12 protein-coding genes are annotated in these 16,327 nt (G+C 39.3%); 9 read left to right on the forward strand and 3 right to left on the reverse strand.

Features of this window, described 5'->3' with window-relative positions:
* The first annotated feature begins 5 nt into the window (after positions 1 to 5).
* From AC1TO8_RS14805 to AC1TO8_RS14830, 6 genes are all read left to right on the forward strand, one after another.
* Positions 6 to 1,469: a hypothetical protein gene (locus AC1TO8_RS14805; protein ID WP_482056385.1), complete on the forward strand. Its 1,464-nt coding sequence runs from the start codon at positions 6 to 8 to the stop codon at positions 1,467 to 1,469.
* Positions 1,462 to 2,088, forward strand: a complete 627-nt coding sequence (locus AC1TO8_RS14810) for a YIP1 family protein (protein WP_482056386.1) — start codon at positions 1,462 to 1,464, stop codon at positions 2,086 to 2,088. Before AC1TO8_RS14805 ends, AC1TO8_RS14810 begins: the two co-directional genes overlap by 8 nt.
* Positions 2,089 to 2,103: 15 nt before the next feature.
* Positions 2,104 to 4,653, forward strand: coding sequence for a DUF5696 domain-containing protein (locus AC1TO8_RS14815; protein ID WP_482056387.1), 2,550 nt, complete (start codon positions 2,104 to 2,106; stop codon positions 4,651 to 4,653).
* Between the two features lie 11 nt (positions 4,654 to 4,664).
* Complete coding sequence (locus AC1TO8_RS14820) at positions 4,665 to 5,552, forward strand: carbohydrate ABC transporter permease (RefSeq protein WP_482056471.1); 888 nt, start codon at positions 4,665 to 4,667, stop codon at positions 5,550 to 5,552.
* A gap of 7 nt (positions 5,553 to 5,559) precedes the next feature.
* Positions 5,560 to 6,522 carry a carbohydrate ABC transporter permease gene (locus tag AC1TO8_RS14825; RefSeq protein WP_482056388.1) on the forward strand — a complete coding sequence of 321 codons (963 nt, stop codon included), beginning with the start codon at positions 5,560 to 5,562 and terminating at the stop codon, positions 6,520 to 6,522.
* 92 nt (positions 6,523 to 6,614) lie between these two features.
* Positions 6,615 to 7,910 (forward strand): endo-1,4-beta-xylanase, encoded by a 1,296-nt coding sequence (locus AC1TO8_RS14830; protein ID WP_482056389.1) that lies wholly within the window; start codon positions 6,615 to 6,617, stop codon positions 7,908 to 7,910.
* Between the two features lie 109 nt (positions 7,911 to 8,019).
* Here the strand turns inward: AC1TO8_RS14830 and AC1TO8_RS14835 are convergent, their stop codons facing one another.
* Positions 8,020 to 10,305: a beta-L-arabinofuranosidase domain-containing protein gene (locus tag AC1TO8_RS14835; protein ID WP_482056390.1), complete on the reverse strand. Its 2,286-nt coding sequence runs from the start codon at positions 10,303 to 10,305 to the stop codon at positions 8,020 to 8,022.
* 238 nt (positions 10,306 to 10,543) lie between these two features.
* Here AC1TO8_RS14835 and AC1TO8_RS14840 point away from each other — a divergent pair, with 238 nt between their 5' ends.
* Both AC1TO8_RS14840 and AC1TO8_RS14845 read left to right on the forward strand, forming a co-directional pair.
* Positions 10,544 to 11,389 carry an AraC family transcriptional regulator gene (locus AC1TO8_RS14840; protein ID WP_482056391.1) on the forward strand — a complete coding sequence of 282 codons (846 nt, stop codon included), beginning with the start codon at positions 10,544 to 10,546 and terminating at the stop codon, positions 11,387 to 11,389.
* Between the two features lie 182 nt (positions 11,390 to 11,571).
* The gene (locus AC1TO8_RS14845; RefSeq protein WP_482056392.1) at positions 11,572 to 13,107 is read left to right on the forward strand and encodes a glycoside hydrolase family 43 protein; all 1,536 of its coding nucleotides are present in this window, start codon (positions 11,572 to 11,574) and stop codon (positions 13,105 to 13,107) included.
* Positions 13,108 to 13,153: 46 nt separating this feature from the next.
* Here AC1TO8_RS14845 and AC1TO8_RS14850 read toward each other — a convergent pair whose 3' ends face one another.
* Together AC1TO8_RS14850 and AC1TO8_RS14855 are read right to left on the reverse strand one after the other, a co-directional pair.
* Positions 13,154 to 13,924: a helix-turn-helix domain-containing protein gene (locus tag AC1TO8_RS14850; RefSeq protein ID WP_482056393.1), complete on the reverse strand. Its 771-nt coding sequence runs from the start codon at positions 13,922 to 13,924 to the stop codon at positions 13,154 to 13,156.
* Between the two features lie 355 nt (positions 13,925 to 14,279).
* Entirely contained in the window at positions 14,280 to 15,431 is a 1,152-nt protein-coding gene (locus AC1TO8_RS14855; protein ID WP_482056394.1) for a stalk domain-containing protein, read from the reverse strand.
* 476 nt (positions 15,432 to 15,907) lie between these two features.
* Between AC1TO8_RS14855 and AC1TO8_RS14860 the strand changes: the two genes are divergently transcribed.
* On the forward strand, positions 15,908 to 16,312 hold the full coding sequence (locus tag AC1TO8_RS14860) for a TOTE conflict system archaeo-eukaryotic primase domain-containing protein (RefSeq protein ID WP_482056472.1): 405 nt from the start codon (positions 15,908 to 15,910) through the stop codon (positions 16,310 to 16,312).
* Positions 16,313 to 16,327: the final 15 nt, after the last annotated feature.

Below are 16,327 nucleotides of genomic sequence, written 5' to 3' on the forward strand. Positions count from 1 at the left end.
GCACGATGTTGACTAGAAACCCCAAAATAAGAAAGGGTCTCTTCATGATGCTTTGTTGTCTTATTGGCATAAGTGTGTGGGGAAGTCCAGCGCAGGCAAATAGCGACGCAGATTCCTACAACTATTCTTATTGGGGAACAACGGTTGCTTCGCCTGCTGCCTATAAAGCGACCGATTCATTGAATGGCTTGGATATGGGAGTTGGGGTACTCAAAGAACCGAGCGATATTCAGGTCACTTCTGACAACTATATTTATGTGCTGGATTCCGGCAATAACAGAGTGGTCATTTTGGATCCAAATTACAAATTGTTTAAAGTTATTGACTCATTTGACAATGAAGGAACGATCGAAACATTACTTAACCCTCAGGGACTGTATGTAACGCAAGATAAAAAACTGTTAATTGCTGATACTGGCAATAAACGTATAGTAGAGCTTGATAAGGACAACAGCCTCATCAAAATTATTGAAGCACCACAATCCGATTTGCTTAATTCAACGTTTGATTTCCAACCAGTTCGGGTTGTAGCCGATAAAGCTCAGCGGATATATGTTATGTCAATAGGGGTTTTTGATGGTTTGATGGAATTTAGCGCTGCAGGGGAATTTAATACATTTACGGGAGCAAATCGAGTAAATGTAGATCCTCTTGAGTATTTTTGGAAAACAATTTCCACGCAAGAGCAACAAAGTAAAATGATCATGTTTACGCCTACAGAATTTACAAATTTGGACATAAACGATGAAGATTTTCTTTATGTTACAAATGGCGATGAGCGGGGTGAGAACATTAAAATGCTCAACGCTCAAGGTAGCGATATAATGCGTAGAAATGGCTATTTCACACCGCAGGGCGACATTCGCTACTTTGCAGATGAAGGCCCATCCCGACTAGTAGATATCGATGTGACTGATAGCGAAATATTTTCCGTGCTTGATGCAAAAAGAGGAAGAATCTTTACATACAATGGGGATGGACATTTGTTGTATATATTCGGTGGTCTCGGAAATAAATTAGGAGAATTTAAGACACCAACAGCAATTACTAGAATCGGAAATGATTTTCTAGTTCTAGATAAGGCGCTTGGTGAGATCACGGTGTTCCAAACAACGGAATACGGTCGGATGCTCAATGAAGCCGTTAGGAGTTATTATCGAGGAGATGAAGGAAAGGCATTCGATTATTATCAACAAACTATAAATATGAACTCCAATTTAGAGTTTGCCTACGGTGGAATCGGTAAGGCTCTTCTTCGTCAAGGAGATTACAAAGAGGCAATGTTTTACTTTAAAAAGAGTATGGATCAGAAAAATTATTCCAAAGCCTACTTACTCTATCGCAAGGAAGTGCTTCGGGAATATTTCTCGATCATTATGACAGGTATATTTATATCGGCAGTTGTAATTTCAATAGCAATAAGACAACGGAAGTCAGTACGGAGAAAGAGGGGGATTTCCATTGAATAGGGATCTTTTGAAATATCCTTTTCATCTCATTTTTCATCCCTTTGATGGCTATTGGGATTTGAAATACGAACGTAATCAGAAGCAGAGTCTGATCCTTGCCATTGCTATTCTATCTATGCTTGCTTTAACAAACATTTTGTCCAGTCAGTACAGCGGTTTCGTAGTTCAAATTGTAGATCCAAAATCAATGAATAGCTTTATGGAGATTATATATGTTTTAGTGCCAGTCTTATTCTTTTGCATAGCTAATTGGTCACTTACAACATTGTTGGACGGAGAAGGGAAATTTGTTGAAATATTTACGTCAACATGTTTTGCGCTTATTCCATTAATAATTATTAATTTCCCTTGGATTTGGTTAAGCAACGTCATCTCGATGGAAGAATCGGTATTTTATTATTTTTCGAACAGTCTAGCATTAATCTGGTTTGTTTTTATGCTGTTCATTGGAAACATGACGGTACATCAATTTACACCGTCCAAATCAATTCTAACCATTCTTCTGACAATTGTCGCGATGGGATTTATGGCGTTTCTCAGTTTATTATTTTTTAGTTTAATCCAACAGATCATCTCTTTCATTTCCGTCATTTATCAAGAACTGGCATTGAGAAGCTGAGAAAGGAGGGCACAAATGATACAGACTAGAAATGTTCTAATGATAGTACTTGTTATAGGCGCAATTATCATTGCAGGTTGTTCAAATTCAACGGATGATCTTCAATTGGATAATGCTGCGCTTACAGAGGAATTCATACCGGGAGAATCGTTAAAGGCCTCCTTTACGGATTCAAGAGTTGAGGGAATGAAGGGGGTTGTCGAGAATGATAACTTACAATTGTTGGTGATGGAGCAGACAGGAGAAATTGCCGTTATCGATAAAAATAGTGGTGAGATTTGGTATAGCAATCCTCCTGAAAGTGAATTAGATACAGTTGCTTTGGGGATAAACAAGCAATTGTTAACTTCACAAATGAAACTCGATTACTACAATATGTCTGGACAGGTCAATTCAATCAACTCCAAGACAGATAGTGCAGTCTATAATCAGATTAGGTTTGAACCAATTTCTAATGGCGTTAGAGTGACCTATCGATTTGGTAAGTATGAGAAAACATTGAATGATTTGCCAATGCTCATCAGCAAAAGCCGCTTCGATGAATTAGCAAGTAAATTAGACGAAACGGGGCAGAGTGCTTTAAAAACTGCCTATACCGAAGATGTAGAAAAATCGCTATATGTGAGAAGCAACGATAAAATACTTCAAGGGATTCGACTTAAGCGTGCGCTTCAAGCTTTCGAGGATGCAGGATATACACAAGAAGACTTTTTAAAGGATATTGAAGAAAATGAGTTAGATCAACCTATCTCTGAAGCTAGAGTGTTTCAGGCAGCGATTGAATATACGTTGGACGCTAATAGTCTCCTTGCAAAAATCCCTAGCTCAAGCATTCAATACCCAGAGGACTATCCTGTCAGCCAGCTTTCCATAATGAACTATTTTGGAGCAGGAGGGGAAGAAGAAGAAGGCTCTATATTTGTCCCCGATGGTTCAGGAGCACTCATTCACTTCAACAATGGAAAAACCCAGTATTCAGCATACCAGCAGCAAGTTTACGGAACAGATATGACGATGGAATCTTACGTATCGACCGTGAGTGAAGAGTCAATTAGGCTACCTGTGTTTGGCATTATTCGTGAAGGCAGTGCATTTTTAGGTATTATTGAGGATGGTGCCGCAGCTGCATCTATTCATGCCGATATCAGTGGGAAATTAAATAGTTACAACTATGTACACCCTATTTTCACTGTGCTTAATAAGGGTGAAGTCACCCTGAATGCGGATGGGAAACAGCGTTCACTACCAAGGTTTCAAGAGAATAAGATGGAGTCTGATTTTTCAATTCGTTATGCTTTCCTCAATGGAGAAGAGGCGTCTTATGAGGGGATGGCTCAATACTACCAAAGTTATTTGTTGGAAACGAACGGGCTTTCTCAGCTTGCAACAGATAACAAGTCAGAGGATTCTCCATTCTTCTTGAAAGTGATCGGAAGCATAGATAAAGAAAAGCAATTTGTAGGAATACCTTATGAATCACTAGAACCGCTTACGACATTTGAGCAAACAAAAGACATCATTACGCAGATGAAACAGCTTGATATTAACCACATCAAGCTTCAGTATTCTGGTTGGTTCAATAATGGTTTGAATCACAGTGTTCCGAAAAATGTTTCGATTGATAAAGTAGTAGGTGGTAGCAAGGGTTTTCGTGATTTCACGGCGTTCACACAAGAACAAGAGATATCCTTTTATCCTGACGTTGCCTTACTGACAGCATATACAGATGATAAGTTTAATACATCTAAGGCTGCCGCGAGAACGATAAAAGGGGTTCATGCTAGAACATTCGCTTATGATATGGGACTAAATGGTCGTGATAGAACACGCACTCCTTCTTATATTATTTCACCACGATATGTTAATAGTTATGTCGATGACATGTTAAATGATCTGTTGGATCTTCCAATTCAAAGCATATCGTTACGGGACTTAGCTGATCAATTGAACAGTGATTATCGTAAAAATAAGCAAATTGATCGGACAGAATCTGAAAAGTTGTCTATCAATGCATTGAACCAAATAGGTGAAGCGAATTTAAGTATGCTGGCTAATGGCGGAAATTCCTATGCCCTTCCTTTTGTGACGGATATAACGAATGCTCCAATGTCCAGTAGCAAATTCAAAATTACAGATGAAGACATTCCTTTTTATCAAATGGTAGTTCGAGGATCCATTAACTATACGGGTGCACCGTATAACCTTTCTACATTTACGAATATGGAGCAATATATATTGAAATGCTTGGAGTATGGATCTGGGGTCTACTTTGAGTGGATTTATGAACCGAATCATACGGTGAAGGATACCGATTATAACAATCTGTATGCAGTAAATTACGAGTTATGGATAGATCAGGCATCAGAGATTTATAACAACGTGAACGAGGTTTTACGGAATGTTCAGAATGAGCGAATCACCGCTCACGAAAAGCTGGCTGAGGGCGTCTATAAAACGGTTTACGAGAGCATGTACGTGATTGTGAATTATAACCATTCACAAGTGACAATTGACGGCAGAACAATTGATGCCGAGAGCTATATTACGGGTGGTGAACAGTCTTGAAGAAGCTCGGTATGAAACAAAGGACTTATCTACAACAAAAGGCGTTATGGGGGATACTATTTGCTTTTCCATGGCTCGTAGGATTCATTTTTTTCTTTCTCGTTCCATTGGTGGATTCCCTGCGGTACAGCTTTAGCTCCGTTGTAGCCAGTTCAGAAGGCTTAAACATCAAATTTATAGGTTTAGCAAATTATATTAATGCACTGACAGTTAATACGAGTTTTAATCGTTCATTAGTGGAATCTATTGTGAATATGGTCGTTAACGTTCCTTTAATCGTCATATTCAGTCTTTTTGTAGCGGTGCTGCTGAATCAGAAGTTTCTAGGAAGAGCTTTTGCGAGATCAGTCTTTTTCTTGCCTGTCATCTTAGCCTCAGGAATCATCCTTAGTCTTGAGAGTTCAAGCTTGATTCAAGCCGTTAATGATGAGAACATCGGATCTGGTTTTTCTAGCGCGATGGGCGCCTTTGAACTGGAAAGATTGATGATTAGGGCAGGAGTAAGTGAAGTGATCGTTCTATATTTAACGGGGGCAGTTGACCGTATTTATCAGATTGTTAGCCAATCTGGGGTACAAATACTAATATTCCTTGCAGCGATCCAGACGATTCCTTCTCAGTTGTATGAGGCATCTACTATGGAGGGGGCTACTGGATATGAATCATTTTGGAAAATCACTTTTCCTATGGTGAGTCCACTCATTTTTGTGAATATGATATATACAATTATTGACTCTTTCTCTGTAAATGCAATGACAGATTTGATCCGACAAACGGGCTTTACCTCATTCAACTTTGGTCTCAGCTCGGCGATGGCATGGATATACTTCCTGGCGATTGCGATTATTCTATCGGCCAGTTCATACATAGTATCCAAAAGGGTATTTTATTATGATTAGAAGGAGGATGAATGAGTTGAAGATTGTAGGTAAATTATTGTCACTGGAACAGTGGAAGCGTTGGATTTGGTCGTTCGTAAGACTGACGCTTATTACAGGTCTATCGTTCGTTATCCTGTTCCCAATCTTACAGAAAATTTCTACAGCGTTTAAAGATAAATCGGATCTCTATTCACCCGTTGTGGTGTGGATTCCAGAAACTTATACGCTAGACAATTTTAGACTGGCGATGTCTATAATGAATTATTGGAAGACATTGTTTAACACATTTACACTTTCAGGGGTAATGACGATTCTAACTGCGGCATCTTGCGCACTGGCAGGTTATGCTTTTGCCCGGCTTAAATTTAGAGGTAGCAATTTACTCTTTGGAGGCGTCATACTTACGATTCTGGTGCCACCTTCGACGATTTTGATTCCTCTTTATCTTAATATGAATGACTTTACACTAATGGGGCTCATCCCTTTGATTAACGGGGGGGAATCTATCAATCTATTAAATACGTATTGGCCATTTATTCTAACGTCTATTACGGCAAGTTCTCTTAAAGCAGGACTATATATTTTCATCTTTAGGCAATTTTTTAGGGGAATACCGAAAGAGGTTGAAGAAGCCGCATATATGGATGGTGCAAGTGTCCCTTCAACATTCATGCGCATTATGCTACCTAATGCAATACCTTCCATTGTTACGGTTGCGCTCTTTTCATTCGTATGGCAATGGAATGATAGTTTCTTTACGACCACCTATTTAACAAGCGGAAAGGTCATGTCAACACAGTTGGCATCATTACCTTATAATGTTTCTGCTACTCTCCAAGGTGGAGTTGGGGCGACTGTGGATCCGTTTTATTTGAGCATGATTCAGGACACAGGAATATTGCTAGCTATTCTACCATTAATTATTATTTACTTATTTGTTCAGCGCTATTTTGTAGAAAGTATTGAACGTACAGGAATTGTTGGATAAATAGTAAATAAGTAAAACGCCAGGCGTGGAACATAGTATTTTGACTAGTTCGCGCATGGCGTTTCTAATTTCACGTAGAGGTGGTTTAAGTAGTGAATCCTAAATTCAACAAAAAAATATTAGCTATTGCTGGAACTGTTATCATTCTAGCGTTGATATTATTTATAGTTAATTTCTCGCGAAATGATCAAGCAGACAATAATAATGCGATTGCTGAAAACAACGTTCAACATGAGGTTGTAAACATTGAAGATGAATCCGCTGATGCAGTTATCGAGCCAACGAATGAGCCGGAACCTACTCCAACGATAGAAGTGATTGTTAAGGAAGCAGTAGAGCCATCAGTAGAAGAAGATATTCCTTCACTATACGAGGCATACTCGGAATACTTTCCGATTGGGGCAGCGATTGAGCCATTCCAAACAAGTGGGCTAAAGGCTGACTTACTAAAAAAACATGTCAATTGGCTTGTAGCTGAAAATACGATGAAGCCTATCTCGCTTCAGCCTACAGAAGGAAACTTTAATTGGACCCAAGCAGATCAACTTGTTGAATTTGCTAAAGCTAATAATATGGAAATTCGTTTCCATACATTAGTATGGCATACTCAAGTAGGAGATTGGTTCTTTAAAGATAATGAAGGTAAGCCCATGGTGGACGAGACAGACGACGCTAAGCGTCAGGCAAATAAAAAGCTGCTGCTTGAACGTCTTGATACTCATGTAAGAACGATTGTTAGTCGCTATAAAGACGATATAAAATCATGGGATGTTGTGAATGAAGTTATCGAGCCAGGTGACCCGGATGGCATGCGCGCTAGCGAATGGTACAAAGTAACAGGAACAGAATTTATTGAGACTGCATTTCGCGTAGCCCGTGAAGCAGGGGGAACTGATATTAAGCTATACATTAATGATTATGGTACAGATGATGTGGCTAAGCGGAATCGTTTATACGAGCTAGTGAAAGAAATGCTAGATAAAGGAGTACCTATCGATGGTGTTGGTCACCAAACTCATATCAATATAAATTGGCCACCCGTTAGCTCAATTATGGAGTCTATGGAGATGTTCGCTGAGTTAGGTCTTGATAATCTTGTAACTGAACTAGATATGAGCTTATACGTATGGAATGATCATAATGATTATGGTGATGAAATTCCAGAACAGATCCTTCAAAAGCAGGCTGACCGTTACGGTGAGTTGTTTGAAGCATTCAAAGCACATAAGGATATTATTGGTGGTGTCGTATTTTGGGGCATTGCCGATGACCATACATGGTTAAGTACATTCCCTGTTACCCGCACGGAAGCACCTTTTCTATTCGATAAACAGCTACACGCCAAACCAGGCTTTTGGGCTGTGGCTGACCCATCCACAAGACAATAACTAACTATCAACTGATCAAAAAAGGCAGCCCGTCATAAGTTGACGGCTGCCTTTTAACGACCCTACATTAATAATAACTTGTAAAAACACGGGAGTATTCATGTGAAAGCTATAGCTTAATAGTCCGGAAAATACCATAAACTCCGTTAAATCCGCCCATTACAGGGGCAAATCTGACAACGATTGAATCCTGATCTTTGGCAATTAGGCTTACAGGAATTTCGATTACTTTATCATAGAATTCTCGTTTTCTTTCATGGTTTAGAACGGTTTCCGTTGCTAGCAAATGATCGTTAACCCATATTCCAAAGCTTCTATCGGCATCTAAATAGCTGAAAGTAACTATTAGTCCGTTTCTTTGTCCTGGTAGGACCTTCATTTCGTAACTGAACCATCCGTTAGCCTCTGCTCGTCTTCCATTCAGTCCCTCAAAACTACCTGCATAAGTATGCTCGCCTTGGATGTCATGTTCCAACTCGTATTGGTCGTTGCCTACTTGCACACTGTCAATAGTATTCTCTTTAAGGAGAAGTTGCTGATGACTCTTCTTCTGATGATCACGTAATGCATCTGAATCAGCTTCGACAAAGTTCCAGTAAATCCCGTATCTCTCGTTATGTTGTTTGAAATGCGGGGTAAAGACTAGCCTCTTTTCTTCATCCGTATTTCTCAGCACAAAGGCTAAATCATCGTTCAACCGGACGAAATGCTGATCGAAGTCGTTAAACCATTCTTGTACGTTCATTCCAACGGGAGTGACAAAGTCTTTAACAAGCATTCGCTTGGTTGGCACGCTGACAATTACGCCTGTTTTGGATTCGATTATATCTTCCGTACCCAATGCTGCGCTTAATACGACTGGACCATATTTGAAACCGACGACGTTTGGTGCATCTGCTAATGGATAATAGGAGGGCGCCATAGGGATTCGTAACTGAGCGGAGTCTCCATTCTTCCAGACCCTTTCAATGTGTGCATAGCCATCTCTAACTTTCGGCTGAATATTCTCGCCGTTAATAGTAAATGTGATTTCTCCTGAGGCCCACTCGGGAATACGCAGACACATAGTGAAGTGTTTATCACTATGATCAACTGTCTCAATCATTAATTGTATCGTATCGGTATAAGGGAAATCTGTGTTTTGTGTAATCTTTATGTTCTGTTCAGACCAATCTAACTGGCTGCTCACATATTGATTGACATATAACTGCTGATCCAGTTGAAAGTAAATGCTGTCGTTTAACTTAGTGAAGCTTTCCATGCCAGTTCCAGTACAGCACCAGAAATGCTCAAATGGAGAGGAGTACACTTTGAAATATCCTGTAGCCATAGGCTGAAAATACATCGTCATTCCAGTATCCGGATGTTGAGAGGAGAGAATGGCGTTCATATAGGTAGTCTCATAGAAATCTGCGTATTTAATATCCTGTGTCAGCTTAAAAAGTTCTCGGGTAAGCTTCAGCATGTTGTAGCTATTGCAAGTTTCGCAAGTGATGTCACTACGCTTACCATCGAGCAGATCAGAATCTCCGAAATGCTCGGATTCACTGTTTCCGCCGGTGATGTAGCTATGATGATAAACTACCATATCCCAAAATTTCTCAGCAGCTTCCCGATAGAAAGTTTCACTTTCCCCTAGTGTCAAATAGCGATTCAATGCACCTAGAAATTTAGGAATAGTTGTATTGGCATGTTTCCCCTTAAGGATATCCTGACCATTATGGATCGCCTCAAAGAGGTTGATCTCATCGAATTGATGAGCTGCTTCTAAATGCCGTGGGTTTTTAGTTATTTTGTAGAGATCATAAAGGCAATCGTTCATGCCACCATACTCCACAGCGAGGACTGTTTCCTGCAATTCCTTAGACCATTTAGAAGTGCGATCTGCTACCCAATCTCCCAGCTTTGCTACGATGTCGTAGGCTGTTTGGTTACCAGTTCCCTTATAAACGGTAATGAGGCCAGCAATAATTTTGTGCATGGTGTACCAAGGAACCCAAGCGGGTTTCTTTTTTTCTACATTATCAAATAGTGTCTCTGGAAAGGCAGATAAATACCCATTATCCAATTGAGAGAGAGATAATTCATCTATGATGTATTCTAGCTTAGCAAGCAAGTCTGCGTTTCGGTTCTGCATATAAGCCTGAGCGCATGCTGTTAAAAAGTGGCCTAATGTATGGCCTCTGATCTCTGTATCTTCCCAACCAGGATAGATGGTGGCTTTAGCTGGTAAGCTTGCAACCTCACGGAAACCAACTAATAACCGATCGGCGTCATAACTTAATAAATAAGCCATTTCCTTCTCGAATGCGTTCACATGGTAAGCTCCGGTAAGCTGGACATGATTCAAATCGATATTGTTCAAAGCTGCTATTCCCGATGTAGTATTATTCATTAAGATTCCTCCATATGTAGTAAAGTTCTCCTTCAGAAGACTAACTTAAGCTTATCGTGTTTATTCATTTAGGGAAATATGAGAAGGTTGGATTTGGTGTCAAAAGGGAAGGGGTTTATAATTGAATATTGGGCTTCTTTCTATCCAAGTACCTATTAATCATGGATTTATAGATATCCCTTTGATAGAATGAGTCTGTTCGAAGTGTGAAAAAGTCAAAGGCGAAGGAATGAGTCTAATGATCTTTTACCAATTTAAAGTGGATAAGCCGATCGTACTGGACATGACGGGTAAATTTGTTTCGCCTTTCCCTGAATGGACACATATGAACCGGATTCTACTGGATTATGAGCTATTTATACAAACACGAGGTACATTGTATCTATCCAACGGCAAAGAACACTTTACATTGAAGGAAGGGGAGTTTTTGCTCATGCCTCCTCGTACCCAACAATATGGTTTTCAAGAATCTGATTGCAGCTTCTATTGGTTACATTTCACTACGCAAGATTTTGAAAGTTTTGTAGATACCGCTTATGAGCATGTTTATAAGCCTGAAGTCATAGTCATTCCACAAACAGGTGTACTTCGTAGCCCTGAGAAACTCATTGTGATGCTGAAGCAATTGCAGGATTCCATACGCAGCTATAGCGAGGAGACTTTAAACAATTATTTAACGACAAGTATTCTATGTGAGATTTACAACCAAACATTCGTTCTCCACAATCAATCCAAAAAGAAAATGAATCAGCAACTATTCAATGATATCGTGGATTATATCAAGTGGCATCGTCATGAGAATTTAAAAGTGTATCAACTTGCTAAGTATTTCGGATATAACGCGAAACATCTCTCCAGCTTATTTTCTTCGATGGCTGGAATCTCATTAAAACAATTTATGATACAGGAGAAGATGGAGGTAGCGAAATTTTTGCTGACAGATACGAATCAAAAAATCATTGAGATTTCTGTCCAGCTTGCTTTTCCAGACAGCCAATCCTTCACAAAAGCTTTCAAGAAAAGCATGGGTATTACTCCTACGGATTACAGAAATGCTTATGCCAACAGGTTGCTTAATTTCTAAACAAAAGGACCTTGCCTCATATCCATAACTAGGCAGGTATATGTACCGCTTTTCAACGGGTTGTTGTTCATATGATCAAACGATATAGTTTTATATGAATGATCGTAACACGCCAAAGGAATCATTTTGGAATGTGGTTAATCTTGCTAAATGAATCTATATCGTAAGGGAGGGATAGTAAGATGGGTAACGGGTTAATTACTAATCCAATCATCTGGGCGGACGTACCAGATCCAGATATTATCCGAGTCGGTCATCATTATTATATGGTTAGTACAAGTATGCATGTTATGCCTGGTTGTCCTATTATGAAATCCCAAGATTTGTTGAACTGGGAGATCGTTAATTACGTCTATGACAGCTTCGAGAATAATGATGCTCATAATATGGTTGATGGGAAAAACATCTATGGTCAAGGCTCTTGGGCAGCTAGTTTGCGTGAACATAATGGCCTGTTTTATGTATGTTTTTCAAGCAATGACATGCATCAGTTTTATATGTACACAACCAATGATATTGAAAATGGAACTTGGCAACGCTCTGTAATCAATGGCTTAATCCATGATCCAAGCTTACTATTTGACGAAGATAGAGTATTTGTTATATATGGAAATGGCGGTATTTATATTACCGAGTTGACAGCAGATGCAACAGCAATCAAAGAGGGCGGAATCGCTCAGCTATTATTAGAAACTGAAAGTGAAGGTATTGGTCTACGTTGTGAAGGATGTCATGCGTATAGAATAGATGGAATGTACTATCTGTTTTTTATCGAATGGCCGACAGTAGGCAATAAGCGTCGCAGACAAGTATGCTATCGTTCCTCTAAGCTTCTAGGACCTTATGAACGGAAAATTATTTTGGATGATGATATGGGCTATAGAAATAAAGGAATTGCCCAAGGAGGTATTATTGAAACACAAGATCATCAGTGGTATACGCTATTATTTCAGGATCATGATGCAGTTGGACGAATACCGGTCGTACAGCCTATTGAATGGCTTGATGGCTGGCCGATCATCGGTATAGATGGAAAGGCTTCAGAAAAGTTTGCAACAGATTTTCCTTACACACCTAGTAAACCAATTGTAATGAGTGACGAGTTCGATTATGAAGACAATCAATTGGCTTTGAATTGGCAATGGAATCATAATCCGAACGACCAGCTATGGTCCGTGACGAAGCGAGACAGTCATCTACGATTAACGACTGGCAATGTTGTAGATAGTGTACTTAAAGCACGCAACACGCTGACTCAACGTACGGAAGGCCCAGCATGTGTAGCAACGATTGTAATGGATATTTCCAATATGAAGTATGGTGATTATGCTGGATTGATTGCCTTGCAGAATCTATTTGGTACTGTTGGTGTTAAAGTAGAGAGCAATGGCGATAAAGTTGTCGTGATGAGCGTGAACGATGGTGAGGGCATGGAAGCGGTAGTTGAATCTGTTCCATATAACCATAGTATCATCTATTTCAAAATTGAATTTAATTTTGAAAACAGTATAGATATTGCAACATGTTATTACGCTTCAGAAGATGGGCAATGGATCGAAATAGGACGTCCTTTAGAAATGAAATATACGTTGGATCATTTTATGGGGTATCGAATCGGACTATTTAATTATGCAAGTTTAGAGACTGGCGGCTACGTTGATATTGATTATTTCCACTTTACGAAGCTAGTTAATGGAACATATAAAATGATGAAATAGCAACAAAAAAACACCAGGTAGCTGGTGTTTTTTGTTGATGGGTTATTCAATTGGCTTGAGAAAAATCATATTTCTTACGGTACTCATTGGAGCTTAAACCAGTATATTGTTTGAACTTTTTGTAAAACCAGTCAATTTCGGTATAGCCTACCTCATTAGCAATTTCATATATTTTCATATCGGTTTTTTTAAGTAATAGTTTTGCTTTTTCCATCCTTTGTTGAAGTAAATAATCATTGAAAGACATGTTCTCATGCAATCTGAACTTCTGACCTAAATAGGCACAGTTAAAATGCAAGATGCTCGAAATTTTTTTCAATGTTACATTTTGATGCATATCATCCTGTACATATTTTTTAATGGTTTCGATAATCGAGATGGTGGATCTATTTTTCTTTATAGGCATTGTAGAATAGGAGAAATCATTTGGTTCATATGACAACTGATTAGTAAGCGCTTTCTTAATTGCTGACAAACTTGTTTTTAAGGCGCACTCTCGCAATGGATTGGTTAAATAATCATTGACCTGATACGTTAATGCTTTTCTAGCAAGTTGGAAGTCATCTTTTCCACCTAAAAGAATGATCGGAATACGACTTTGATTACGGATTTTTTTGCAAAGTAATATTCCGCTTGAATTGTAGCCTTTAATGTTTATAACAATAAGCGAGAACTGCTGTTTCTCAATTAATTGAGTAACATGATGGAATTGTGTAGTACTAGCAGTAACTTTAAAATGAGTATCTAATCGCTGAATTAGATTAGTTGTTTGATGGAGTGAGATTTGGTTTGAATCAACAAGCAGCACATTATACATGGAAAATTCCCCCTTAGCAGTATAAGCTATGTTGAATAATAATTGTATACGCTTTAATTATGGGAAATAACAGGATTATTAACAATGTGCAAATCTTTGCTCTTGTTGCATTTGTTTACTAGTTGGAAAGAATAATCGGAATACGAGGGGCGTTCTATTTAAAGGGGATAATACCAAGAGGTCAGGTCTTCAGGGTCCTTCTGATTCATAATAAAGCTATATCCGTTCAACTGCAGGAAGACCACGAGAGCAACAAATGATGGATCGCATTAGTTTTGAAGTAAGGATTGGACAAGCCCCTTAACCGAATGTAGAAACATCGACAATTAAGGGGCTCTTTTTTGATTGTTATTATTTACTCAGCGCTAAGGTATTTCTTGTATTCCGAAATGAGTGTTTCTTCGGATTTGCCATAAGCATTCTTGAAGGCGGTGGAAGGCAGAGATCCTTTCGCTATTTCATTATAGAGCTTCAAGTATTGATCATGACTGTAGTTTTGTTCTAAGAAGAACACCATGCTCTCAAAAGCAAAGTATTCATTTGGATAAGCATTTAAGTCGGCAAATGACTTAATGTTGCTCCAATTGATCGGTGCCCATCCTGATGCGCTATTACGTGTCTGTAGTTCTTTCTTATAAAATGCAAGATCACGCTTGTCACCTGCTGGATCGGAGTGGGAACCATACTGAGAGTATCCAAGCACTTTCTTAGCAAGGTAGTCGGCTTGTCCTTCAAGTAGCCAGTTTAATCTGCCACTTAGCGTTGACCCAAGCTTGTCCATATCCCATTTCTGATGTTGGTAAGCATGAGCCAGTTCATGAGCAAAGACGAACCGGACTGCCTCATCTCCAGCCATCTTAAAGTGTTCTTCAGCTGAGAGTTTAATGGCATTATGTTGGGGGTTGAAGAATGCCCCGGCGTCGATTTTGAAGATACCGTCCCCGTCATGTATCCATATCTCTACTTTCTTCGTTAGCGTGTTAGCACCGAAGAACTTCTCGTGTGCCTTCAAAATATCTTCAGCTTCTGTGTAAAGATAGTGAAACTTCTCATCGGCTTTCGGTGTGAAATGTAGTGTCAGGTTTTTCGTTTCGTACGTGACCCAGCCGTCATGTGAGGATGACGATCCTTGATCTTTAAGTCTTTTTTCCAGTTCAGCGATTCTTTGCTCAGCTTCTTTTAAACGCTCAGCATCAGTCACGTTACCGCCAGTTTCTGCCCCAAATTGCTTCGGAGTCATTGAAATGGTGTGTGTGTCGCCATTCCACTTTACATCTTGGTTCAAGTTGTCCGCTACAAATCGAAGTGGAACGTAAGTCGTTCCTTTGTAAATGAACCCCTTGTTATCCTCAGCAGCTTTCTTTTCAACGCCATTGAAGAAGTACTTTAAGTTATAAAAGTTCACGTCAATACTGGTAGAAGAGGCAGCGTATGCTACTCCTGAGAAGATTGATGTTAAAAGTATGATGGCAAGTGTGATGCGTGTTAAAGCTTTGTGCTTTAGCATGGGTGCGTTCCTCCAATTTGGAATATAATCTCTATATTCTACATTTTGTTATATGTTAATTCAAGTTGCGTATCCACCATGTCTTTAATGCTATGACTTGAGTCTTTTAAATCATCTTCTGTGCACATAAATTGTAGGTTAACTTTATCGCAAAATTCGGATAAGGATAATAATTCGTTAAATGAAAGAGAACAATGCACCAAAGCGAAGAATGGGCAATAGTTAGGGATAAGTTACATATTATACAAGCTTGCTGAGAATAGATGAATATAATTCTGACGATGAAAGAAGTTGTGGCTGCACATTATTTCATGATGAGGAGAATACACGATGAGAGCAATATTAGTTGGTCTAGGACGTGCAGGAACGGTTCCCAGAGGAATGGGTTGTTTTAGAGGTTACCGAGGGAACGCTATGTTGGAGTTCGTGAGCGAAGATGAAAATAACTGAAGAATACGGATTGCCCAGTTTGAGAAATAACTGTATGCAATGAGAAGAGATATAAAGTAGAGAGTGAAGTCTTACTAGATCAGCAAGGTAAATCCGGCTATTCTCCAGTTTGCGGCAATGAGTGGACTTCAGTCTGTCAGAAGCCGAAAGTGAAGTGGTCGGTGTGCAAGCATCAGGCTTTTCTCTCCATAACGGATGAAGTAATCTTAAACCACTTGGATGCACGTGAGAACAGAACGATTGGAGTTTATCCGATGGTGCAGGATGAGACTTGTTGGTTTCTTGCGATGTACTTCGATAAGGAAAAATGGCAGGAAGATGCGAAAGTTGTTATGCAAGTGTGCAATGAGAATGAAATTCCGGCAGCCTTGGAAAGGTCTCGGTCAGGGAATGGTGAGAATAGAATAGATGCTGAAAGTACATCTAATTAGCAGGAAAGGTAGGGG

It is taken from the genome of Paenibacillus sp. Y859, from assembly GCF_056786405.1.